The sequence below is a fragment of the Mesorhizobium hunchu genome, from assembly GCF_040081975.1.
Classification (GTDB): Bacteria; Pseudomonadota; Alphaproteobacteria; order Rhizobiales; family Rhizobiaceae; genus Mesorhizobium; species Mesorhizobium hunchu.
This window is the reverse complement of the sequence record NZ_JBEBMG010000012.1, coordinates 1-22,127: the sequence shown is the minus strand read 5'-3', so window position 1 is coordinate 22,127 and position 22,127 is coordinate 1. Positions and strand designations below refer to the sequence as shown.

At 61.3% G+C, this 22,127-nt stretch carries 20 protein-coding genes; 10 read left to right on the top strand and 10 right to left on the bottom strand.

Annotated elements, in window-relative coordinates; genetic code table 11:
- Positions 1 to 4: 4 nt before the first annotated feature.
- From ABMA46_RS18085 to ABMA46_RS18075, 3 genes are read right to left on the bottom strand one after another with little or no spacing between them, the layout of a single operon-like run.
- Positions 5 to 1,789 carry an ABC transporter ATP-binding protein gene (locus tag ABMA46_RS18085; RefSeq protein ID WP_349001396.1) on the bottom strand — a complete coding sequence of 595 codons (1,785 nt, stop codon included), beginning with the start codon at positions 1,787 to 1,789 and terminating at the stop codon, positions 5 to 7.
- Positions 1,789 to 2,670, bottom strand: coding sequence for an ABC transporter permease (locus tag ABMA46_RS18080; protein ID WP_349001395.1), 882 nt, complete (start codon positions 2,668 to 2,670; stop codon positions 1,789 to 1,791). The genes ABMA46_RS18085 and ABMA46_RS18080 overlap by 1 nt, the downstream gene beginning before the upstream one ends.
- Entirely contained in the window at positions 2,667 to 3,608 is a 942-nt protein-coding gene (locus ABMA46_RS18075) for an ABC transporter permease (protein WP_349001394.1), read from the bottom strand. Before ABMA46_RS18075 ends, ABMA46_RS18080 begins: the two co-directional genes overlap by 4 nt.
- A gap of 227 nt (positions 3,609 to 3,835) precedes the next feature.
- Between ABMA46_RS18075 and ABMA46_RS18070 the strand changes: the two genes are divergently transcribed.
- Entirely contained in the window at positions 3,836 to 4,612 is a 777-nt protein-coding gene (locus ABMA46_RS18070) for an IclR family transcriptional regulator (protein ID WP_349001393.1), read from the top strand.
- Positions 4,613 to 4,732: 120 nt separating this feature from the next.
- On the opposite strand, the gene ABMA46_RS18065 is transcribed toward ABMA46_RS18070, so the two are convergent.
- On the bottom strand, positions 4,733 to 5,923 hold the full coding sequence (locus ABMA46_RS18065) for a GNAT family N-acetyltransferase (RefSeq protein ID WP_349001392.1): 1,191 nt from the start codon (positions 5,921 to 5,923) through the stop codon (positions 4,733 to 4,735).
- A 248-nt stretch (positions 5,924 to 6,171) separates the two neighbouring features.
- Here ABMA46_RS18065 and ABMA46_RS18060 point away from each other — a divergent pair, with 248 nt between their 5' ends.
- Positions 6,172 to 7,923 carry an alpha/beta hydrolase gene (locus ABMA46_RS18060; protein ID WP_349001391.1) on the top strand — a complete coding sequence of 584 codons (1,752 nt, stop codon included), beginning with the start codon at positions 6,172 to 6,174 and terminating at the stop codon, positions 7,921 to 7,923.
- Here ABMA46_RS18060 and ABMA46_RS18055 read toward each other — a convergent pair.
- Together ABMA46_RS18055 and ABMA46_RS18050 are read right to left on the bottom strand one after the other, a co-directional pair.
- Positions 7,920 to 8,717: a polysaccharide deacetylase family protein gene (locus tag ABMA46_RS18055; protein ID WP_349001390.1), complete on the bottom strand. Its 798-nt coding sequence runs from the start codon at positions 8,715 to 8,717 to the stop codon at positions 7,920 to 7,922. The two genes, ABMA46_RS18060 and ABMA46_RS18055, sit on opposite strands and share 4 nt — an antisense overlap.
- Positions 8,718 to 8,787: 70 nt before the next feature.
- Positions 8,788 to 9,960, bottom strand: a complete 1,173-nt coding sequence (locus ABMA46_RS18050) for a glycosyltransferase (protein WP_349001389.1) — start codon at positions 9,958 to 9,960, stop codon at positions 8,788 to 8,790.
- A gap of 247 nt (positions 9,961 to 10,207) precedes the next feature.
- On the opposite strand from ABMA46_RS18050, the gene ABMA46_RS18045 reads away from it, so the two are divergent.
- The 7 genes from ABMA46_RS18045 to msrA all read left to right on the top strand — a co-directional run bounded on the left by ABMA46_RS18045 (position 10,208) and on the right by msrA (position 17,984).
- The gene (locus ABMA46_RS18045; RefSeq protein ID WP_349001388.1) at positions 10,208 to 11,641 is read left to right on the top strand and encodes a lipopolysaccharide biosynthesis protein; all 1,434 of its coding nucleotides are present in this window, start codon (positions 10,208 to 10,210) and stop codon (positions 11,639 to 11,641) included.
- Between the two features lie 222 nt (positions 11,642 to 11,863).
- On the top strand, positions 11,864 to 13,426 hold the full coding sequence (locus ABMA46_RS18040; protein WP_349001483.1) for a GumC family protein: 1,563 nt from the start codon (positions 11,864 to 11,866) through the stop codon (positions 13,424 to 13,426).
- Positions 13,427 to 13,470: 44 nt separating this feature from the next.
- Positions 13,471 to 14,493 (top strand): glycoside hydrolase family 5 protein, encoded by a 1,023-nt coding sequence (locus ABMA46_RS18035; protein ID WP_349001387.1) that lies wholly within the window; start codon positions 13,471 to 13,473, stop codon positions 14,491 to 14,493.
- A 58-nt stretch (positions 14,494 to 14,551) separates the two neighbouring features.
- Positions 14,552 to 15,844, top strand: coding sequence for an O-antigen ligase family protein (locus ABMA46_RS18030; RefSeq protein WP_349001386.1), 1,293 nt, complete (start codon positions 14,552 to 14,554; stop codon positions 15,842 to 15,844).
- A gap of 4 nt (positions 15,845 to 15,848) precedes the next feature.
- On the top strand, positions 15,849 to 16,883 hold the full coding sequence (locus ABMA46_RS18025; RefSeq protein ID WP_349001385.1) for a glycosyltransferase family 4 protein: 1,035 nt from the start codon (positions 15,849 to 15,851) through the stop codon (positions 16,881 to 16,883).
- 142 nt (positions 16,884 to 17,025) lie between these two features.
- Positions 17,026 to 17,475, top strand: coding sequence for a peptide-methionine (R)-S-oxide reductase MsrB (msrB, locus tag ABMA46_RS18020; protein WP_349001384.1), 450 nt, complete (start codon positions 17,026 to 17,028; stop codon positions 17,473 to 17,475).
- A complete protein-coding gene (msrA, locus tag ABMA46_RS18015; protein WP_349001383.1) occupies positions 17,472 to 17,984 on the top strand; it encodes a peptide-methionine (S)-S-oxide reductase MsrA in 513 nt (170 codons plus the stop codon). Before msrB ends, msrA begins: the two co-directional genes overlap by 4 nt.
- A gap of 203 nt (positions 17,985 to 18,187) precedes the next feature.
- On the opposite strand, the gene ABMA46_RS18010 is transcribed toward msrA, so the two are convergent.
- The gene (locus tag ABMA46_RS18010; RefSeq protein WP_349001382.1) at positions 18,188 to 19,126 is read right to left on the bottom strand and encodes a DUF4238 domain-containing protein; all 939 of its coding nucleotides are present in this window, start codon (positions 19,124 to 19,126) and stop codon (positions 18,188 to 18,190) included.
- 71 nt (positions 19,127 to 19,197) lie between these two features.
- Entirely contained in the window at positions 19,198 to 19,764 is a 567-nt protein-coding gene (locus tag ABMA46_RS21405; protein WP_425475770.1) for an HNH endonuclease, read from the bottom strand.
- A 698-nt stretch (positions 19,765 to 20,462) separates the two neighbouring features.
- Here ABMA46_RS21405 and ABMA46_RS18005 point away from each other — a divergent pair.
- Positions 20,463 to 21,098 carry a recombinase family protein gene (locus ABMA46_RS18005; RefSeq protein WP_349001381.1) on the top strand — a complete coding sequence of 212 codons (636 nt, stop codon included), beginning with the start codon at positions 20,463 to 20,465 and terminating at the stop codon, positions 21,096 to 21,098.
- Positions 21,099 to 21,437: 339 nt separating this feature from the next.
- On the opposite strand, the gene ABMA46_RS18000 is transcribed toward ABMA46_RS18005, so the two are convergent.
- A complete protein-coding gene (locus tag ABMA46_RS18000; RefSeq protein ID WP_349001380.1) occupies positions 21,438 to 21,881 on the bottom strand; it encodes a hypothetical protein in 444 nt (147 codons plus the stop codon).
- Positions 21,882 to 21,993: 112 nt separating this feature from the next.
- On the bottom strand, positions 21,994 to 22,127 hold a 134-nt coding region (locus ABMA46_RS17995), incomplete at its 5' end, for an integrase core domain-containing protein (RefSeq protein WP_349001482.1).

The following is a 22,127-nucleotide window of genomic DNA, read 5'->3' as shown; positions in this document are numbered from 1 at the left end:
TTGTTCAGACGGTCTGGCGAATGAAATGGCCCGCGGCCGCCCTGCCCCAGCGTGCGGCGGGTGCGGTGTATCCGACGGGCTTGATGGGGCTCAGCGGCGGGCTTGCGTCGGCGATGCGGCGGGGTCGGCTCGCGCGCATGTTCGGATGCGTGATGGGTATCGCGGACAGGAGACGCTGCGTATAGGGATGACCCGGCCGGCCAATCACGTCGTCGCGCGGGCCGATCTCCACGATCTCGCCGAAATACATGACCGCGACGCGATCGCAGATACGCTCGACGGCGGCCATGTCGTGGCTGATGAACAGGTAGGAGACATCGAATTCCTTCTGCAGGTCGATCATCAATTCGATGATCTGGCCCTTGATCGCCACGTCCAGCGCCGACACGGCCTCGTCGGCTATGATCAGCTTCGGCGCCATGGCGAGCGCCCGCGCAATGCAGATGCGCTGCCGCTGCCCGCCCGAGAACTCGTGCGGCAGGCTGCGCGCTCGGGCGGGGTCCAGCCCCACCCGTTCCATCAGCCACTCCATCTTCTGCCGTGCGGCCTGGCCGGTCTCGATGCCGTGGACCTGCATCGGCTCGACGATCGCCGATCCGATCGACTGACGGGCATCGAGGGAGCCGAACGGGTCCTGGAAGATCATCTGGACCTGCCGGCGCATCCGCGCCAGGCTGCGGGGATCGCCGTAATCGACCATCTCGCCGCAGACCCGGATCTCGCCCGCATGGACGGAGGCGAGATTGATGATCGCCTTGCCGATGGTGGATTTTCCCGACCCGGATTCTCCGACCAGCCCCAGCGTTTCGCCCTTGCCGATGGCGAAGGAAACGTCCTCGACGGCATGGACCGTGCCCTTCAGGCGCCGCAGCACGCCGCCATGAACCGGGAAGCGGACGGCGAGATTGCGCGCCTCCAGCACCGGCTGGCCGTCCGTCAGGACCGGCAGTTCGCCGACCGGCTGGGCCGGCACCGTGTCGATCTGCAACTTGCCGGCGAGGCTCGGCACGGCCGCGATGAGGCTGCGGGTGTACGGGTCCTTCGGGTTGCTGAAAACCTCGTCCACGCTGCCCTGCTCGAGCACACGGCCGTGGCGCATGACAAGGACGTCGTCCGCCATTTCCGCGACCACGCCCATGTCGTGGGTGATGAACAGCACCGCCGTGCCGGTCTCGCGCTGCAACGCCTTCAGCAGGTCAAGCGTCTGGGCCTGCACGGTCACGTCGAGCGCCGTCGTCGGTTCGTCGGCGATGATCATGGCGGGATTGCAGGCCAGCGCCATCGCGATCATGACGCGCTGGCGCATGCCGCCGGAAAACGTATGCGGGTATTGCCGGACGCGCTCTTCAGGGTCGGGGATGCGCACCTTGCGCAGCATCTCCAGCACGGCCTCGCGCAGGTCCGCGCCCTTCAGCCCGCGGTGGATGCGCACCACCTCCGCAAGCTGGTCGCCGATGGTCTGCACCGGATTCAGCGAGGTCATCGGTTCCTGGAAGATCATGCTGATGCGGCCGCCCCGCACCCGGCGCATCTCGGCCTCGGTCAATTGCAGCAGGTCGCGTCCGTCCAGCCTGACGGATCCCTCGATGCGCGCGACCCCTTCCTGCAGCAGGCGCATGATCGCCAAAGAGGTGACGCTTTTGCCGGAGCCGGATTCGCCGACCAGCGCCAGCGTCTTGCCCGGCCTGATCTGGAAGCTCACGCCCTGGACCACGGGTTTCTTCGCAAAGGAGACACGCAGGTCGCTGACCTCGACAACCGGCTGATCGGTGTTGGGCTTGCCGCTCATCAGCTTGCGTCCTTCAGCCGGGGATCGATCGCGTCGCGCAGGCCGTCGCCGATCAGGTTGAGCGCCAGGACCAGCAGCAGGATCGCCAGGCTCGGATAGAGCGCGAGATGGAACGAGGAAAGGATGTTGTCGAAACCCTCCCGCACCATGCCGCCCCATGTCGGCGTCGGCGGCGCCAGGCCCAGGCCAATGAAGGCGAGCGAAGCTTCCGTGCGCACGGCGGTCGCCATCCACAGCGACGCCATCACCATGATTTCCGGCAGGATCGCCGGCAGGATGTGGCGCAGCAGGATGCGCGGTCCGGAAAACCCCATGGCGCGGCAGGCCTGCACATATTCGCGGTCGCGCTGCGCCATCACGCCGGCACGCGCGATCCGGGCAAAGGCCGGTATGGCGGTGAAGGCGATGGCGATGACGATATTGGTCAGCGTCGCGCCCATCAGGGCGACCAGCGCCAGGCCGAGGATCAGTGAGGGAAAGGCGAGCACCACGTCCATGATCTGCATCACGATGATGTCGGTCTTGTTGCCGACATAGCCGGCGATCATGCCCAGCAGCGACCCGATGATCAGCGCGACCACGATGGCGAGGAAGCCGATGGTGAGCGAATAGCGCGCGCCGAAGAGCAGGCGCGACAGCACATCGCGCCCGAACTGGTCGGTGCCGAGCAGGTTCTGCGCGTTCGGCGGCGACAGGTAGAGGATGACGTTCTGCGCGTCGGGATCGTAGGGCGCGATGAGCAGCGCGAAGATCGCGCACAGGACCAGCGCCGCGACGATGGCGACGCCGAGCCAGGTCGTCAGGTTGAGCCGCTTCAGGAACTGCCAGCGGGTCTGCGGGCGCGCGGCGGCAGCCGCCGGCGACAAGGGAGCGTCGGTCATTTGTACTGCACCCGCGGATCGAGGAAACCGTAGGTGAGGTCGGTGATGAGGTTCACCACCACGACCATAAGCGTGTAGATGACGATCATGCCCTGCAGCAGCGTGTAGTCCCGCTGGGTCAGGGCATTGAGGATCAGCTTGCCCAGTCCCGGCCGCGAGAACACGATCTCCGTCAGCACCGAATTGCCGATCAGGATGCCGAGATAAAGCCCGACCACCGTGGTGATCGGGATCATGCAATTGCCGAGCGCATGGCGCCAGATGACGGCGTGTTGCGACGCGCCCTTGGCGCGGGCGGTGCGGACGAAATCCTGGTTGAGGACTTCCAGCATCGCGGAGCGGGTGACGCGGGTGATGTAGGCCATCATGATCAGCGCCAGCGAAATCGTCGGCAGCGCCATCTGTCGCAGGCGCTCGACAAGGCCGCCGTCGCCGCCCGAACTGATAACAGGGAACCACCGCAGCTTGATGGCGAAGATCATCAACAGGATGATGGAGGCGACGAAGGCGGGCAGCGACAGGCCGACCAGCGAAACCAGCCGCAGCACGAAATCGGCCGGGCGATTGCGTCTGACGGCCGCCCACACGCCGGCGGGAACCCCCAGCAGGACGCCGAGCGCCAGCGCCGCAACGGTGAGCTCCAGCGTATAGGGCAGGACGTTGGCGATCTCCGAGGTGATCGATCGGCCGGTGATCATCGAGGTGCCCAGATTGCCCTGAACGACCCCGAGCATGAAGGACAGATACTGGACCAGAAGCGGCTTATCGAGCCCGAGCTTGTGATGAAGGGCAGCGACGCTTTCGGTGCTGGCCTGATCGCCCAGGATGACCAGCGCCGGGTCACCCGGCAGGATTCGCACGATCAGGAAGACCAGCGTGAGCACGCTGAACAGCGTCAACACCGCGAAGCCCAATCGCTTGATCAAGAACGATACCATCCGGTTGTCCTTGCCGCTCGAACGGGAGAAGCAATGGAACCGATGCTGTGGCTCCAACGGAATCCGGGAAACCCTCGCACCGCGGACTTCGAACGTTCTCCCATCGTGCGAAGCCGTATCTCGGAAGGCGAATGTCAGCGGAATTCGTGGGTTGAGTCAATAAATTCTTTTTATCAAAACAATTTTTGCGTAATGTTCCGATTATCAGAAAACTTGGGGAATAGTGCATGTCGAACACCTCGACCAATGCGGTTCGCGCGCTCGACATTCTCCTCGTGCTCGGAGATGGCGGCGCCGAAGGGGTGTCGCTGGCCGATATCGCCGCGAGGGTCGGCCATCCGAAACCCGCGGTCCATCGCAGCCTTGTTTCGCTGTTGCAAAAAGGCTTCGCAGAACCGGCGGGCAGGCATGGCCGCTACCGGCTCGGCCCGGCCATTCCAATGCTGGCGCGGCGACAGGCGCGGCTGGAGCCGCTTATCCTCAAGTTCAGGCCCGGCATGACCGAGTTCGCCCGTCGAACCGGCCATTCCGTCTACATGATGGTTCAGGCCGGCGTGGACGCCGTTTGCGCCGAACTGGTGACGCGTTCGCCGCAGCGGCAGTTCTCCATGGGCGTCGGCGGACGGGTGCCGATGGGCGTCGCCGCAGGCAGCGTCGCCCTCATGTCGATCATGACCGAGACCGAACGCCTGCCATTGCTGGACGCGAATGCCGAGCGCTATCTCAGCCACCCCTCGGTGCAATATGTCGATCGCACCATCGTGGAAGCGCAGATCCATGACGCCCAGCGCCGCGGCTATGCGGTGAACATGGCCTTATACCTTCCCGGCGAAGGCGGCCTCGGCCTGCCGGTTCGAGGCTCCAGCCTCTACGAGGTCGATGTCGCCATTTCCTTCACGGCGCCGCTGGAGATGATGACCGAGACATGGATTCCGCAAATCATCGAGGAACTGAGAGATTGCCTGGGCACGGCGATCCTCCCGCCTCCGCAGCCGGGCAGATGAGAAAACCGGGACATTGTACGGGCACGCGAGCGCTTCGTCGTCGCGGAACGGCTCGACCTGAATGCGCCCGCCGCGCAAAGCCGCCGAGCTACGTCCCCAGCGCAACCGGCCCGGATTGCCTTATCGGAAGGGCGACGTCATCCGCCGGCAGAGCCTGACCGCGGGCCGCAGGAAAGCAAACAGCCGGGGCCGGGCCATCAGCCTCTCCTTCGTCCGGGCGGCGGCATGCCGCATCGCGGCGGCAACCCGCCCCCGCGAGGTCAAGGGGAGCGACAGGGCGTAGAGATCGTGGGGCTGCCCGCCGAAACCCGTCTTGTAGTCCATCTCGCCGAGGGAGAAATCCATCATGGTCAAGCCCTGCTGGCGCGACCAGCGGACGAACTGCGCGATTATCGCTATGCCGGGCGCGCTGGCTTCCCAGCCGCCGCCGGCCATGCTGACGATCAGCAGATGAAACGTCTTCGCATGGACAAGCCCATAGGCCGTCGCGATCCATTCGCCCGCGACGGAGAGGCCGAAGACGCGCACAGGCCCTCGCCCCTGCAGGCTCCTGATCGCCGCATCCGTGTAGAACGACTGGACCTGCGGATCCGCCAGCAGGTCGAAACGGTCGAGCGCCCGGAACCGCTCCAGCCGTTGCGCGATCATCACCGGCAGCAGCGCCTCCAGATCCTCCCTGGAAGTCGCTTCCAGGAAGCGGACGTCTCCTCGTTCGGCAAGCCGCCGTGACGACTTCTTCAGGCTGCGGCGCGTGCGCCCGTTGACCAGACGCTCGACGATCGTCTCGGGGTCGCCGTCGATGGCGACGTCGAAGCTTTGCAGCGAGATGCGGCGGATGCCCGGCAAGGTTGCGAGCGGGTTGATCTCGCCCTGGATCATCGAGGGGATCAGGTCGATATACACGAGATCGGCTTTTGGAAGGCACGTCGCGATCGCCGCCCATAGCGCCTCGCCCGAGCTTTCGGTGAAGCGGTAGCCTGGAGCGATCAGCGGGGCGCTGATGTCGCAGACGTTCAGCCCCATATATTCGACGATGCTGTAGGCCGCCTTCCTCTTCAGGATGAAAGGCAGCAGCATCCTCGTCCTGCCGGATTTCGCGTCGCTCACCTCCACCACGAAGGCTGTTATGCCTTTCGGCCGCGCCAGATGTTCCTCCACGGCGCGTACCCAGTCGAACTGCTGGAAGGCCGTCGCCCGGCCTTCCGTTTCCAGAAGGCGCCAGACCGGTTCGAGCGTTTCGAGCGACTCGTGCCGGCGCGCGGTGAAGGCGTCCGAACGGTCCGATCGTTCGAGGGATTGGTTCTGGAGCATATGCAGCCGGGTCTTCTCGTTGCGGCTTCCGGTTGGCCTCTTTGGCGATGACGGCATCGTGTATAAGCCAAAGACGCAAGAAAAGGCTAATTGCGACTGGCTAGTGTCGAGTCCGGTCTCCGTTAATGCGCTCGAAACGGTGAGAAGCTATCCAATCGGCGATGCGGCCGTTTCGACCAGATTAACCCTCGATCGGCATCATCGGTGAAAAGCAGGTCCCGAAGGTGAACGGCTCCAGGAAAGACGACGTGTCCGCGCCGCAGCAACAGCACGCTGCGCTTCCCGTCGTTTTCGCGAATACCGTGGGCTTGTTCATGCCGCCGGCAAAGGACGGCGAGCGGGCCGACACCGCAGTGCTTTTCGCAAGTCCCTGGGGACTGGAGGAGATAAGCACGCGCAAGTTCCGGCGCGTGCTTGCCGAAGATCTGTCGAGACAGGGGATCGCAAGCCTGCGCTTCGACTACCCTGGAACGGGCGACGCGCTCGATCCGCCGGACTTCCAGGCAGGCTTGCGCGTCTGGGAGGACAGCCTCGTTGCCGCTGCCGACGTCCTCAGGACGGCGGGCTACGGCCGGCTGGTCGTCGTGGCGCAAGGTCTCGGCGCGGCCCTGACCTTGGGCGCCGCCCGGCGTATCCCGAACCTGGACGGCATCGCCCTGCTTGCCCCCGTCCTGTCCGGGCGGACGCATCTTCGCGAACTTGCCCTCTGGGCGAAGGTAGTCGACGGCTACCTGCAGATCAGGGAGGAGCACCGGGTCAAGCAGGGCGTCGCCATTGCCGGACTGACGATGCCGGACGAAATCGCCGCCGACATCCGCAAGCTCGATCTGAGGAAAATCCCCGATCGGATCGCGGACAACTGCCTTCTGCTGGCCCAGCCGGGGCAAGCAGGGGCAGCCGAGTTCGCGGCGCATCTGCGCGGTTTCGGCGCACAGGTCGCAGAAGGGGTCTTCACGGGCTATCAGGAGCTGGTCTCCAATCCCCTCACTTCGCAGATCCCGTCCGAAATCGTTTCGGAAATCGTCTCCTGGGCGTGCGGGCTCAAAACCGTCCTGTCCCCGAGTAAGAGGCCGGCAGGACCCGCCATCGTCGCGGCGGAAGCGCTTTCGGGCGAGGATTTCGAGGAAACGCCCCTCCGCTTCGGCAGGAACGACAGGCTCTACGGCATTTTCTGCCGCCCGAAGGGCGAACGGACCGGCGCTACGGCCATCCTGCTCGGGTCGGCCTATGATCGGCATTCGGGTTGGGGCCGACTGACGACCGAAACGGCGCGCCGCCTCGCGGCGGCCGGCGTGGCGTCGCTGCGCTTCGACGCGGCGAATGTCGCAGACAGTCCTCCCTTGGCCGGCGCTCCGGAGCAGGTTCTTTATGACGAAGTCCAGCAGGTGGATGTGCGTGAGGCTGTCGACTACGTCGAGAGCCGGAACCTGCTGCCGGCGATCGCGGTCGGCCGGTGCAGCGGCGCTTACCTGGCGTTCCAGAGCACCTTGAAGGACAGCAGGCTGCGCGGGCTGGTCGCGGTCAATCCCTATACATTCCACTGGGACGCAGCCCGCCCTTACGATCCGGCTTCGACGCCCCTGTCGCTGGAAGCCTATGGCGAAAAGATTTTCAGGTTCGACACGATCGCCCGCCTGCTCAAAGGCGAAATCAACGCCGGCCGCTCGGCACTGAAACTCAAAAAGGCGATCCAGAAGAAGCTGTCCCGGATTCTCTGGATGAAGTTTCACCTGACCTTCATGGGAACGAAGGAGCAGGTGGAGACGAAAGCCGGATTCGACAAGCTATTGAAGGACAGGATCCCCGCATCCCTGGTTTACAGTAGCGGCGACATCGGTCTGGACAACATATTGAATATCTTCAGGATCGAAGCCCCGAAACTGCCCGGTTTCGAGAATGTCGTCGTCGATCTCATCGACGGCGCCGACCATAATCTGACGCCCGGCTTTTCCCGCGAACTGTTCGGGAATCGCATCCTCGGCATGGCGTCGAAGGTCTAGCCGCCTTCGGGCTCGTCCGCGCGTGCCTGCGTGTCCGCCCCCTGCCCCGTGACGCGCCCATACGCGTCCCGGACGGTTTCGACCGTCAGCCCGCGACGGCGCACGAGTTCGACGATCTTGCGAAAATAGGTGGGCGAACAGCCGATGTCGGTCGGGTTCGCTTTCACGTCGTGGGTGTAGAATATGATCCAGCCGGGCCTTCTTTCGATCCGGTCCAGCAGCCTGCTCATGCTGTCGACGGTGCTCGAGCAGTCGTAAAGCTCCTGGGCTTTCAGATGAGCCAGATCGGCAACGCCCGCATTGACGCCCGTCTGGATGCCCCGCAGACTGGTGAACTCGTTTCGCAGCAGGAATTTTGAGCGAAGGTCGAGCCGCCCGAACGGATACGCGAACGAGGTTGGCGCGCATCCGCCGGTCAACTGGATGATCTCGCGTTTGTTGAGCGCGAGATCGGATAGGATGACGCCGTTGGAAGTCCGGTGCACGTCGATGTGCATATGCGTATGGGCGCCGATCTCATGGCCTCGGGAAAAAAGGTCCGCGGCTACGTCCGGTCCGGCAATTTCCTGCCCGTTCTCCAGCCTGCCGGCGAGACCGCCGGCGTAATAGAAGGTGCCCCGCATACCGGCATCCTCGAGCGCCGGCGCGGCGGCTTCAGCCGCCGAGAGCGGGAAGTCGTCGAAGGTGAACGACACGACCGGCCGGTCCAACCGCAGCCTGGTCGGCCGGAACGGCACGATCCGCGACAGACGGCGCGAGACCCTCCCGGGAAGTTCCCGCGCGAATTCGATCATGTCGGTGGATTTTGCCACACTGTGAGAGCCCTGGTGCCGGGCACGGCCTACGGCTGTTATGTCCATTGGATTACGGTCCATGAGGATCGGGCTCGTGTCGCGCCGGAAACGTGATATCGATCCGCTTGAGGGCATCGAGAAAAATTGCGGCAGCGCTTTCCACGGTGAAGTCTGCCGCGCGTGCTTTGCCTTTCTGGCTGTCGTCGGGCTGCGCGAGCCTCATTTCGATGGCGTCGGCAAGCGCGGCCGGATCATCGACCGGCACCAGGTCGCCCCAGCGGCCGTCCTGCAGGATTTCCCGCGGCCCGTAAGGCGCGTCGGTCGAGACCACTGGAACACCGTGGGCAAGGGCTTCGATGATGGCGTTGCCGAGCCCTTCGTGCCGGGACGAAGAAACAAAGAGCTGGCCGCGTTCGAGGAAAACGCCGGGATTGCCGTGAAAACCCGCGAGTTCCACGGCGGCGTCGAGCCCCAGCCTCTTGATCTGCGCCTCGAGATTGGCGCGATCCGGCCCCTCTCCCACGATCACCAGACGCACGGGACGGCGTTCCTTGACCAGCGCCACCGCATCCAGAAGCGTCGCGAACCCCTTCTCCTCGGAGAGCCTGCCGACGGCGACGAGGAGACCGGGTTCGACGGTGCGCGGCGTCGGCGCCAGAACCTGATCGCGCGTCTGGGTGAGGACGGCGTTCGTTCCGAGCGTTATGGCGCGCCGTTCCGGCACCCTGAAATAATTTATCAGGTCCTGCCGTACCGGCCCGGTCAACGCGACCACGAGATCGGCGCGTGGGTAGAGCCACGGCGCTGCCCGGTAGGCGAGGCGATTTTGGACGTAGGGGTCGCTGATCCTCGCCTGCAAGGGGCTCGCCACCTCGCGCAGGACGAGGCGGGGGCGCCTTGCCCTTGGAAGCAATCCGGTCGCCACGACGGCCAATGCGTTGCCGCTTGCCTCGGAGGCGACGACCACCGCGGGCTTCGTCCTGGCGAGCGCCGAAACGACCGCGGGCAAAGCCAGCGCCATCTTGAGTTTCTTGCCGCGGCCTAGATCGAGTATGTCAACATCGGGAAGGGCAAGCGAGCGGAGCGGCCCCTCCGCATCGAGCACCATGATGGAGGTGGGGATGCCGGCAGCAGCGATGCCGTTCGCCAGCAGAATCGCATCACGCTGGGCGCCGCCTCCGGAGAAGGCGCGCACCAGGAAACAGATGCCGCATTCTGCACTGTTTATATCCCTTACCCCCATGTCCCCTTTGTCGGGGCGTTCCCTTAAATTCTTCTTAAGCCATCGTTCAATAATGTCGGGGCTTCGTGTTCGGCCAGCCATGCGGCGGCGCCGACAAAGCGCAGGCGAAAGGCGAATACTGCCGTTGTTCCATATGGTCGCCGCCTGTGATGTCAGATAAATCAGGTCCGTGTCGACGCTCTTGTGACAGCCTGGGGCAAAGCGGCTTGCCAGTAGAAAAACCCAATTGTGTCCCAGGGGTGTCCGGGTGAAGGGCCTGTTTTCGTCGATCTATCTGGTTTCGCGAGTAGCGTCCGCAGCCCTCAATCTCGTTGCAATCGCCGTTTTCACGCGCCTTTCGAGTCGCGAAGTCTACGGTGAGTACCTGCTGGGTTTCGCATACGGCTTCATCGCCTACAGCCTGGCCATCCAGTGGCTGTTGGCCGCGCATTTCGGCCAGCAGACCCGCAAACATGCGGGGCGCGTCGCCAATACCGTACTGGTGATGGCCGCAACGTCGGTCGGACTGAGCCTGATCGTCATCGCGCTCGCCACCGGCCTCGGCCTCCTGCGGCCGTCCGTCGGCTTCGGCTGCGCGGCGATCCTCACCGGCCTGGCTGTCTATTTCGTCGCCAACGAGATAGGCCGCGCGCAATTGCGCGTGGTGCCGGTCACGATCGCGTCGTTCCTGCGCAGCGGCCTGACGCTCGTGTTCGGCTCCATAGCGCTGTTCCTGTTCCATACGGCGGAATCGCTGCTGCTGGCCTTGTCGCTGGCGCATATCGCCGCCGCCGTGCCGATTTTCGTCGTCCTGCGCAAATCGATCTGGGCGGACGGGTTCACCATGCCGCTGCGCCAGGACTACCTCGGAATATGGAAATACAGCTGGCCCCTGATCCTGGCCGGAGGCGCGGCGGCGGTCGGCACCAGCATCGACCGCATCGTGCTGGAAGGGTTCTTCGGCGCGGCCAAGATCGCTTCCTACGGCGTCATGCTCGATTTCATCAAGCAAAGCTTCATCATCGTCGGCGAAAGCGTCGCCATCTCCTACGTATCGGTAGCCAAGGCCCATCATGGCGATGGCACGCAGGGCGAAGCGCGGGACATGCTCAAGCTGGCCTTCACCACCACGGCCTTCCTCGCCGCCTTCGGGATCGTTTTCTTCCTGCTTCTGGGCGGGCCCATGTTCAAGGTCCTGCTCGGAAAGGACTATCTGGGCGCGACAAGCCTGATTCCCTGGCTCGCAGCCGCCAATGCGTGCCTTGTGCTGCGCTCCTACTATTTCGCCCAGGTGATCTATTTTTCCCGGTCGGTCAGGCTCGAACTGATCTCGACCCTCGTGGCCCTGATCGCCAGCGTCGCGTTCAGCTTCTGGCTGGTGCCGCTCTACGACGTCACCGGAGCCGCCATGGCCTTCACGATCACGCAGGTCGTGGCGCTGCTGAGCATCCTGGTCGCGCCAAGCACCCGTCGTCTCATGCCGGTCGACCTGCCGCGCCTCGCCATCATCGTGGTTGCGGCGTGCGGAACCCTGGCGACCGGAATGCTGTCGGCATTCGCCTTGCCCGCGAACATGGCCACCGCCGTCAATGTCGTGCTGATCGCGCTGGTCGCCGGCACCCTGCTCATACGCTGGGACATGTTCGACGCCCGCACGATCTCGCGCCGCCTTTCTCCGTTCCGCGGCCGGATGGCGGGCTGAGGTCCGCTCACCATCCGTCGAAACGCACCGGTTGCAGGGGTTGGAGAGAGACCGCTTCCGGCGGCTTTCGGCCTGCCTCCGGGCCGTCGGACCTTAAGACAAGGGTTACCACTTTCAAATAACGTCGACGAAGCCGATCAGGCCTCAGGACGAATTCGTTTGAAGCGGATGAGAGCGTCGGTCCATCCCTTGAAATGAAGCAAACCGACGAGAAATGCCGTGATGTTTCAGAATCGCCGCTTCGAGCCGCAAACACGGTGGGAAACATCCCGTGGGCGCCCCCGGATCACCGTCCTGGAACTGCTGTTGCGGGCCTGGGACGCGAAGTTCTGGGCACTGGCGGGCGGCATCCTGTTCGGAGCCCTCTGCCTCGCGGTCGTGCCTTTCATAAAGCCGGTCTATGAGGCGAGTTCCCAGATCTATATCGATCCCCACGACCTCCAGCTTCTGCAGAACGACCTGACCCCTGCGGTGTCGGGCGATTCCGCCACCCTCGTCGTCGAAAGCCAGGTCCGGGTCATGCAATCCGCGTCGGTCCTGCGGCGCGTGGTCGAGAATCTCGACCTCACGAAGGACGAGGAGTTCGGCGGAGGCGGCCGCTCCTTCCTGTCGTCGCTGCTGGGCGCGTCGTCGTCGCAGGCCCCCGGCGATCCGGTGGATCAGGCGGTCGAGCGCCTGGAGAAGAACATCAATATCGTCCGCGAGGACCGCACCTACATCATCACCGTCTACGCCAGGAGCCACAAGGCCGCTCGGGCGGCGGAAATCAGCAACGCCGTGGTGGACGCCTATCTCCAGGTGCGCGATACGCAGCGCACGGACCAGGCCAACGTTGCCGCGGACACGCTGGAAGGTCGCCTGGCCTCGTTGCAGACGGCCGTCAAGGTGCGCGAGGACGCCGTCGAAAAATTCAAGACCGACAATCATATCGTCGACACCAACGGCGTCGTTCTCGCCGAAAGCCGGCTCAGCCAGAACAACGCAGAGGTTTCGACGGCCGAAACGGCCATGAACAAGCGAAAGGTGGAGCGGGACCAGCTTCAGCAACTGCTTGCCCATCCCGAACAGTTTCTCTCGTCGCCCGTCGCGACGGCGTCTCCCGACCTGATGCGCCTGCGTGGCGAACTGGAGAGCGCCAAGGCGCAACTGACCACGCTGGAGGCGACGCTGGGAAGCCGTCATCCCAGGATACGGACCGCGCAAAGTTCCGTGGCCGCCGTTCAACGGGCGATCGACACGGAGATGCGCCGCCTCGCCCGCAACGCGAACATCGCCTATGACCGTGCGAAGTCCGAATATGACGCGGCGGTAGGCTCGCTCGGCCCGCTCGTATCGCAAGTGCAGAAGATCGATACGGCGCGGATTCAGCTGCGGCAACTGCAACGCGACGCCGACAGCGCGCGCGCCGTCTACGAAGAGGCCCTCACGCGATCGCGCCAGGCCCGCGAACAGGGCCTCGTCAACACGTTGAACGCCCAGATCATCACGCAGGCCTACGCGCCGCTGCGCCGCAAGTCCCCGCCATCCCTGAAGATCCTGCTCGTGCTCGCGGTCGGCTGCGGCATATGCCTCGGATTGGCGGCAGGCATGGGCCTCGGGATCATGCGCGACATCGCGCGCAAGCCGCTGCCGAAGCGCGACGAACGCCAGCGTCCGGCCCGGCAGGCGGAACAGCTTCGGGAGTGGCATCGCGGAAGGGACAACAGGCCCCGCTCGCTCCTGAGCATGGCGCAGGAAAGCCCCCAGCCGGAGCCACGCATGCCTCCCGGCGCCCGCCGCTGGTGATGGCGCCGGTGTCCGGACATAGGAGCCTGTCCCGGCGACGGTTCGTGGCCGGCCTGGGCGCCTTGCCGCTCGCCGGAATGAGCGGCAGCCAGGCTTTCGGCGGATCGTCGTCACGCATCGAAGTCGACGGCAATCATCTGACCTATGAAAGCCGCCCTCTTCGCCTCACCGGCATTGCCGTCGGGGACCCTATCTACATCCGCGCCGATCGTCCGGCTTCCGACTATGAAAGGATCGCGCGCGACTGGTTCGCCAATTGCGTGCGCATCAGCGTCTTCCCGGGACACTGGCGCAGCGATCCCGCCGGCACGGGCGCCGCCCTCGACAGGGAAATCTCTCTGGCGCGAGCTCAAAGCCTGTTCGTCATCATCGACTGGCATGCGATCGGGTTCCCCGGTTACTACGAACCGACGGTTCCCGCCGAATGGGGTCTTCCCCTGGACGTGCTGCTGTCGGATCTGAAGGAAGCCGCCGACTTCTGGCAGGCGATGGCGCGCCGTTATTTCCACGATCCGTGCATATTGTTCGAATTGTGGAACGAGCCGGTCGCCAGGGAAAAGCTCTGGGAAGCGACCGGCGAGCACTGGCCGCTGTTCCATGACGCCTGGACCGGCCTTGTCGGCACGATCCGCAACGACGCCGACAATATCGTGATCTGCACCGGCGGCTATTGGGCGCATGATCTCGTCGGCGTGCGCGAGCGCCTGATCGCCGACCCCCGCACCGTCTATGCCTGGCACTCCTATCCCAATGCGGAGCGCGGCGATTTCGCCGCGCGCGAGGCGACTCTGGGCGGGTTGCATTTGGTCAAGCCGGTCATCGTCACGGAATGGGGCTTCTGCCCCGAATGTACCGGCGAGCTCCACGGCACGGTCGATGACTTCGGCCGCCCGTTCGTCGAGAAATTCCTCGAAAAATACCAGATGAGCCATACCGCCTGGTGCTTCAGCCAGGGCGCGATGCCGAACCTCCTCGACGCAAGCGACGAACCGTCCACTTTCGGCCGGTTCGTGCAGGCCACGCTGAAACGCTCCTCCGTTTCCGCCGACTGGTCGCTTGCGAAATGATCGCTGAGGTGACGGCGTGAGGGATTTTGCTCAGGAGCGTCGGTCTGCAATCGCGGATATGCTCGCACGCACCGACGCAGTCTCATTGCTGGGCTGGCTCCTCTTCGTGGTGGCCACACTGGCGTTCTGGACGCAGTTGCAGCCGTTCAGGAGCCTACAGGACTATGAGCTGGTCCAGGACGTGACCCAGTCCAACGACCTGCGAAAATACACCACCCTTTTGATATCCGTGCTCGTCATCGTGTTCCTGTGGGCCGATGGCAAAGGACAGCGCATTTTCGATGTGGTGAAAACGCCGATCATCTTCTGCGTGCTGGCCTGGTCCGCTTTTACCAGCATCATTTCCCCCAACCCGGGATTGGCCATGAACCGGCTGATCCTCGCGGCCATCATCGTGCAGATCGCCTATGCGGTTCCTTTCCTCTTCAAGGACATAAGAGGCTTCGTCCATGCGCTGGGCTTTTGCGTGACGGTTGTCGTCGTGGCATCCTATGTAGGGATCGCGGTCGTCCCTGATCTCGCCACGCATACGATCCGCGACGTGACGGAGCAGACGCTGGCCGGCGACTGGCGCGGCATCTTCGCCCACAAGAACGATCTGTCCGCCATGGCGGCGTTGTTCATCTTTCTCGGCGTGCTCATGGCCCGCATCGGAAACCCGATCTGGGGCGTTTTCATCGTCGCCGCCTCGACGGGCCTTCTGATCATGTCCGGGGGCAAGACCTCGCTCCTTGTGACCATACCGTCCCTGTTCGCAGGCCTGCTGGTCGTCCGGCTGAGGTCGACGTTCCTGAGCGCGACTCTCGCCTACGGTCTGGTCCTCACACTGGTCTTCTTCACGCTCGGAGGCGTGCTGTTTCCGCAGTTGCAGCCCTTTTTCAACAGCGTGCTTCCCGACCCCAGCTTTACGGGGCGAACCGACGCATGGAAAATCGCCGTGACCGCCATCGGGCACGCGAAGGTCTTCGGCTACGGCTACATGATCTTCTGGGATCTGGGCCTTATCTACAGCATCACGACGCCGGCATCGTATGTCGCGACTTTCTCGCACGCCCATAACGGATTTCTGGACACGACGCTGTCCAGCGGATTCATCGGCCTCGCCCTCGTCGTCGTCTGGACCGTCATTCTTCCGTTCCGGCAAATCCGGCAGATCGGATCGCAGGTCCACGACGGGACGGAATATGCGTTCGTCGGCTTTTTGACGAATGTCTGGCTGTTCGGCCTGATGAACTCGTCGCTAGAGGCCATATTGTTCAATCGAAGCAACCCGGTCTGGTACACGATGCTCATCGCCCTCGGTTGCCTGCACGCGTGGTCGCAGGCAATCGACGGCAGAGATGGACGCTGAAGCCATGCGCGTTCTTCAACTCGTCTCGCGCGACGAGCCGGGCGGCGTCCAGGTCCTGACCCGGATGATCGAGGCAGGCTTCAGCGCGCGCGGCATCGAAGTCGACACCCTGGCCCTGATCCGCCAGGGGACGACAGGAGAGCGGCTGTCGCACATTGCCCATGTCGCCCGCCGCATAGCTGCGGGACGCTACGACGCGATCTTCTCCTATCACGCGGCGGCCGGTCTGGTCATGGCGACGGTCGGCAGGGCCGCCGGCGTCGGCAAGCGCCTGTCCCATCTGACGGCGATGCCCGACGCCATCCACGCGCGCTGGCGGGCTCTGGACAAGCTCGCCGGTGCGACGGGAGGCTATAGCGAGGTGATCGCGAATTCGGCCGCCACCGCCGCCGCGTTCTCAGATTATCCGGCCGCCTTCACGCGGCGAATCCATACCATCCCGCACGGCGTCGTTCCGGTCCCCGCACCCTTGCGGCAAGTGGACTGGAAAGAACGGCTCGGCATAGCGCCCGCGTCCAGGGTTCTCGTCGCCGCGGGCCGCCTCACGCCGCAGAAGAACTACGAAACGGCGATAAAGGCGCTTGCCCTGCTGCCGGACACCCACCTCGCCATTGCCGGCGACGGCCCCCTGCGCGACAGCCTGGAGGCGCTGGCGGGCGGGTTGAACGTGCGGGAACGCCTGCACCTCCCCGGCTCCCTCCAACGGGCCGAACTCGGCGACCTTTTCGCGATCGCCGACATCTATCTCTCGCCCTCGAACTGGGAAACCTTCGGATTGGCGGCGGTCGAGGCGCAGATGGCCGGCTTGCCGGTGGTCGCGAGCGATCTGCCCGTCCTGCGCGAAGTGCTCGGAGCAGCCGCCGGCCCGACGACCCTCGCCTTCCATCCCGTCGGAGACGCGCAGGCACTCGCCGCGGCAATCGACGTCATGCTTGCCAATCCTCCCGACCCGAATACGTTGCAGGCCGTCGCGGACGTGGCCAGGCGGCGATACGGCCTGGAAACCATGGTCCAAAGCTACCTGGATCTGCTGGAATAGCGGCTGACTTGTCCGGCGGGCTGTATTCGTGGGCATGAATCCCGCAAATGTGACGACGGCACATGGAATCCATAGCCGCGGCGTATTGGACAGTTTCGAGCCGAATACCCATCTAGCTTGCATGAGTTCAAAGGAGGACTTCATGGCAACCTACAACAAGACGGAAGCCGCGATCGCCAGGCTTTCGCCGGAGGAATATCGGGTGACGCAGCAGAGCGGCACCGAACGCCCCGGAACCGGCGCGCTTCTCCACAACAAGGAGCCCGGCATCTATGTCGACATCGTCTCGGGCGAGCCGCTGTTTGCCTCGTCGGACAAGTTCGAGTCCGGTTGTGGCTGGCCGAGCTTCACCAAGCCGATCGAACCGGCAAACGTGAACGAACTGCGCGACGACAGCCACGGCATGATCCGCACCGAAGTGCGCTCGGCCCATGGCGACAGCCATCTCGGCCACGTTTTCCCGGACGGGCCGACGGATCGTGGCGGCCTGCGCTACTGCATCAATTCTGCATCGTTGCGCTTCGTGCCGCGCGACGAGATGGAAGGCGAAGGATACGGAAACTACCTCAATCAGGTGGAGGATATAGGATGACCACTGAACGCGCGGTTCTGGCCGGCGGCTGCTTCTGGGGCATGCAGGACCTCATCCGCAAGCTGCCCGGCGTGATCTCCACCCGTGTCGGCTACACGGGTGGCGACGTGCCCAATGCGACCTATCGCAACCACGGCACCCATGCCGAGGCGATCGAGATCACCTTCGATTCCGCGAAGACCAGCTATCGCCGGCTGCTGGAATTCTTCTTCCAGATCCACGATCCGACCACGCTGAACCGTCAGGGCAACGACCGCGGCACGAGCTATCGCTCCGCGATCTATTTCACCGGCGACGAGCAGAAAGCCGTCGCGCTCGATACGATCGCGGATGTCGATGCTTCCGGCCTGTGGCCCGGCAAGGTTGTCACCGAAGTCGAGCCGGTCGGCGATTTCTGGGAAGCGGAACCCGAGCATCAGGATTATCTCGAGCGCATCCCGAACGGATACACCTGCCACTTCGCACGCCCCGACTGGATCTTGCCGCGGCGGCAGAACGACGCTGCCTAGCGTCACGAAGGCTCACGGCCCGGCGCCGTGAGCCTTATTGTCAAGAATGTAGAGTTGGTGGGCCCGGAGGGAGCGTCCACCACAGTCCGAAAAGCCTAGACTTCCCAACGCCTTGTGCGGGCGATGGAACAATATGCCCCACCTATATGCCGCACATTGCATGGGGGCAGGACAGTTAGCAAGAGCTATACGCGCTAGAGCGCCTACTCATGGTTAGCAGCCTCAGTCAACCCCTGTAAGAGAGGCCCATATTGCTCTTTCTGCATAGAATGCATGCGCTCAATGAGCGTCGGAACCTTTGCATTTCCCATTCGGTTCTGGATGAATCGCAGTTGGCGGTCATTTGTCCCGTAGACATACCTATTGGCTGCACCAATGACATGAGCGTTGGTTGCAGCAACCAAAGCGTCCTCTCCGGCGCTCCGTATTCGATCAATTAGTTTTCGATCCTTTGCTGCTACGAATAGTCGGCTGGGGCCTACCGGTAAGACAATATGAGATTCGTCACTTCCCAGAACATTAGTGTAGATCACAGGTCTATCTGAGGTAAGAAGCTCGAATCTTGATCTTGGAATGGTAAAAATTGACCACTCCATTGCAGCGATCCCGTGTATGAGCCTATCACTCGCCATGATCCGTCTGGCGAAATTTATCGCTCGTTGATTTGATCGCCCAACCAATTCATCAGTCATCTGCTGAAATGTACGAGTTTCGCTTTCCGGCTTTAGGCGTTCAAAGATCGGCTGAAACCCTGGGAGAACGGTCTGAGCCAACTCACGGATGATCTGCTTAACCAACTCAATGTCTTCGGGCATGCGTAAAAGTAGCGTGGCCACAAAAGAGGACCAAGCAAGACGTTGAGCAGTTGAAAACTCTTTGTCCTCCCGCATCGCAGCCAAAGCCTGTGCCGCTCGACTATCTACCGGGGAAAGAAATTCAATTTCCATCTCCTGTGCCAAGTCATCAGGTAGGCCATCGACCGCATAGAGCTTGAATATAAACCCGGTTGCCTTGGGATACTTCCGTTGAGGCTTCACCGTATTGCCATATGGCTTTTGGTATTCGACAAGGCGACCATCTCCTCCAGCCCATTGCTTTAGGTAAAATTCAGGCAAAAAATGATGTCTCAGCGGTGTTCCCATACGGATTGCCTGTAGATAACTGATATGTTTGACGTTATAATTTCTGTTGTCCGTGGATATTTCTACTTAAGTTATGTCTTCCTTATATGAGAATCTACATTTCTATGAACCTCAAACTGGAGCAATGCAGCATGTTCTTGCGCCTTCCTTAATGCCTCCTCCAACCTCAGAAGATTATCCCAATGCGTTTTCCACATTTCAGCCGGCGCCATTTCCTCTAGCGGTATGGGCTGCACGTTCCCCCATGCTTCAAAGCGTTCAAGCGCCTCGATTCTAGATTTGAGATCGGCAACCCCCCTTGTGCTAGGGGAGCCAGTGGCCTTTCCAGATATCCAAGAGCGCCATTCTTGCGCACCTTTAGATTGGTTGCAGCGACCACATGCTGGAACAAGATTCTTGTAGTCAGATATGTACCCAGTTGGACGTTTGGCCCGTACTAATGGTCGAAGATGATCCCAGTCCGAAGCGCCTGCACCGCAATATGCGCAGACAATATCGTCTTCTTGAATTCCTAGAATCTCAAGTGATTCGGCGCGCTCTGCCTCCGTAGGCGGAACCCATGGAATAATCGATTGAACAAAGCTATTCGTGATTGAAGATGTCCTCTGTGTAATCTTTAGAGGCTTCCGAAATTTCATAACCTGTTTTCCTCCCGCACCAAATCAATTGCCTTGCTTCCGCAGGACCTCGGTTAGCACGTCAACTGAAACCGACGAAATTTTTCGCAGACCTATCCAACCATTCACGACTCCCCGTTTCCCCCATAGGGGGCTACTGGATAACCCTCGTCGCTCTGTAGAGGCGTAGAGACAAGATCAACGCGAAGTCACTGTAGGGGCCGCCTATAGGCCGGGAGGGTGCCCTGCGGGACCCGAGGCTTTTCCTGCCGGCATCTGTTTCCCCTGTTTTACCTGCCGTCCGTTCTCGATATGCATATCCTGCTTACATGGAACAGAAACGGCTCTACAATACCTCTCAAGTCGACGCTCATATGATGTGCGCAGATTACTGATGGTTATGTTACCGGAAATCGATACAGAGATGGCTGGAAAAGCACATTCGGTATCGGTTTCAAACCATGATTATCATGGGAACAGAAACGGATACATACCAACTCAGCCTCCACTATATGATATAGGAATAATAACCTATAAATATAGATTGGAGATGGACGGAAGCTATCCAGCTATAGCCAGTCAGGAGTGTCCACAGGGTATAGCCTACCGGACATAGCTAGAGGATAGCTAAATCATATCCATAAGGGTTGACATAGCCTAATGGACAGGTATTTATACGGACAGTACCCTAGTTTACATACATATGGAGCCGTCCGGTTATGTCCGTCATCCTCTACGCTAGAGTTTCTACAGTCGATCAGACCATTGACCATCAGGAAGCACAAGCCAGAAAGGCAGGCTTTCAGATAGATCGGATTATAGCCGATCAAGGCCAATCCGGTTTGAATACCAAGCTCAAGGAAAGGCCGGAAGGCAAGCGGCTCTACGACATACTCCGGTCGGGAGATACCTTAGTTGTTCGCTGGGTAGATCGACTAGGGAGAAACTATCAGGATGTCTGCGAGGCAATCCGGGAGTTCATGAGCCGGGGAGTTACGATCAGAACGGTTATTAACGGCATGACGTTTGATGGCTCCACGATTGACCCAATCCAGCAAGCCGTACGGGACGCCCTGATAGCGTTCATGGCGGCGACTGCTCAAGCTCAAGCCGAGGCGACAAAGGAAGCCCAAAAGGCAGGCATTGCCCATGCTCAGCTAAAATCGGCCGACAAGTACCGCGGCAGGAAGCCGAGCTATGATAGAAAGATGTATCAGACCGTGCAGGATATGCTCAGTCAGGATGCAGGCGCGTCTGCCATAGCCAAGGCTACAGGATTGAAGCGGCAGACTGTTTTGCGCATCAGGAGCGCCCCACAAGGGGCCGAAAAGGCGCTAACGGCTTGGGGCATGTAGGTCAGCATCCAGATATGCCCTAAAACGGACAAGGAAGCCCGCTGGCGGCATTTCGAAGCGCGTCGGCTACCTTACAGCCCAAAACAGAACAAAGGCGCTCAGCGGGCAGATATGGCGGTTTTCGAAATATCTCCCAAAACCATCCTAGAAGAAATCGGTGTATATATCTCTCCGTATGATAAATGCCGGAAATAATGATAGCATACCCTCTGTGAGTATCTGTATTTTTTATAACGATTCTGTTTATTATATCAGTAGAAAATCTAATTGCATTGCAAAGTATTTTATGGATAACGCTTGTAACACGTTATTCCCAGTATGGATGCTCAATTAATTCTATCACTTGGATACAAGCTTCCAGTCCATAATATCTGCCATAGCTGAGGGAACAAATTTTACATTGATATAGGAAGCTATTAATTTCAGCATGTTTTCGGTTCTTTGTTTCTCATTTTCCAGTAGATTTGCCTGCTCCAAATTATCCGCAAATATGTCGTAGCCCATATGGCAGGTTAAAACTCTATTCCAGTATAACATCTCAAATTGTGCATCAGATTGGTTTTTCTGTGAAGAAAGAACATCATTCACAGACGATAAGCACATAGAAATCGTCTCATGCAGCATCCTTATGGCATTTTCTTTTGACTGTCTGGAGCTATACCATCTGACACTGTCAGTAGAAGCTAGTTCGTTATCTAGCCAATCGTTTTCCTTAGGCGAGAGCTTGGGGATGCGAGCATCAAGGTTCTCCCAGTATGACCTGATCGCTTCTACGTATTCCATTCTTTTCTTCTTATCGGCATAGCTCCCGTTGAAACGGCCCACAGCTAGCACTGAGGTGGTCCCGCTTGGTGAGACAGTTTGGCGGCTTGGCTAAGGTGGATCGGGTTGGTTTCTACGCCGCCAATTGCTCCGTCATTTCTGCCGTAGCATAGACCTCGTCGGGTGTCCTGCCGCCGAAGGTCGAGTGCGGGCGTCGCCGGTTGTAATAGTCGATCCAGGAGCCGATGCCGCTACGCGCCGCGCTCC

What these genes read in the sequence shown, in the direction of transcription:
- ABMA46_RS18025 (WP_349001385.1), top strand. Translation starts at nt 15,849, where the DNA reads ATGCGCGTTCTTCAACTCGTCTCGCGCGACGAGCCGGGCGGCGTCCAG.
- ABMA46_RS18050 (WP_349001389.1), bottom strand. Translation starts at nt 9,960, where the DNA reads ATGGGGGTAAGGGATATAAACAGTGCAGAATGCGGCATCTGTTTCCTG.
- ABMA46_RS18010 (WP_349001382.1), bottom strand. Translation starts at nt 19,126, where the DNA reads ATGGGAACACCGCTGAGACATCATTTTTTGCCTGAATTTTACCTAAAG.
- ABMA46_RS18085 (WP_349001396.1), bottom strand. Translation starts at nt 1,789, where the DNA reads ATGAGCGGCAAGCCCAACACCGATCAGCCGGTTGTCGAGGTCAGCGAC.
- ABMA46_RS18030 (WP_349001386.1), top strand. Translation starts at nt 14,552, where the DNA reads ATGCTCGCACGCACCGACGCAGTCTCATTGCTGGGCTGGCTCCTCTTC.
- msrA (WP_349001383.1), top strand. Translation starts at nt 17,472, where the DNA reads ATGACCACTGAACGCGCGGTTCTGGCCGGCGGCTGCTTCTGGGGCATG.
- ABMA46_RS18005 (WP_349001381.1), top strand. Translation starts at nt 20,463, where the DNA reads ATGTCCGTCATCCTCTACGCTAGAGTTTCTACAGTCGATCAGACCATT.
- ABMA46_RS18000 (WP_349001380.1), bottom strand. Translation starts at nt 21,881, where the DNA reads ATGGAATACGTAGAAGCGATCAGGTCATACTGGGAGAACCTTGATGCT.
- msrB (WP_349001384.1), top strand. Translation starts at nt 17,026, where the DNA reads ATGGCAACCTACAACAAGACGGAAGCCGCGATCGCCAGGCTTTCGCCG.
- ABMA46_RS18075 (WP_349001394.1), bottom strand. Translation starts at nt 3,608, where the DNA reads ATGGTATCGTTCTTGATCAAGCGATTGGGCTTCGCGGTGTTGACGCTG.
- ABMA46_RS18080 (WP_349001395.1), bottom strand. Translation starts at nt 2,670, where the DNA reads ATGACCGACGCTCCCTTGTCGCCGGCGGCTGCCGCCGCGCGCCCGCAG.
- ABMA46_RS21405 (WP_425475770.1), bottom strand. Translation starts at nt 19,764, where the DNA reads ATGAAATTTCGGAAGCCTCTAAAGATTACACAGAGGACATCTTCAATC.
- ABMA46_RS18055 (WP_349001390.1), bottom strand. Translation starts at nt 8,717, where the DNA reads ATGATCGAATTCGCGCGGGAACTTCCCGGGAGGGTCTCGCGCCGTCTG.
- ABMA46_RS18040 (WP_349001483.1), top strand. Translation starts at nt 11,864, where the DNA reads ATGTTTCAGAATCGCCGCTTCGAGCCGCAAACACGGTGGGAAACATCC.
- ABMA46_RS18070 (WP_349001393.1), top strand. Translation starts at nt 3,836, where the DNA reads ATGTCGAACACCTCGACCAATGCGGTTCGCGCGCTCGACATTCTCCTC.
- ABMA46_RS18065 (WP_349001392.1), bottom strand. Translation starts at nt 5,923, where the DNA reads ATGCTCCAGAACCAATCCCTCGAACGATCGGACCGTTCGGACGCCTTC.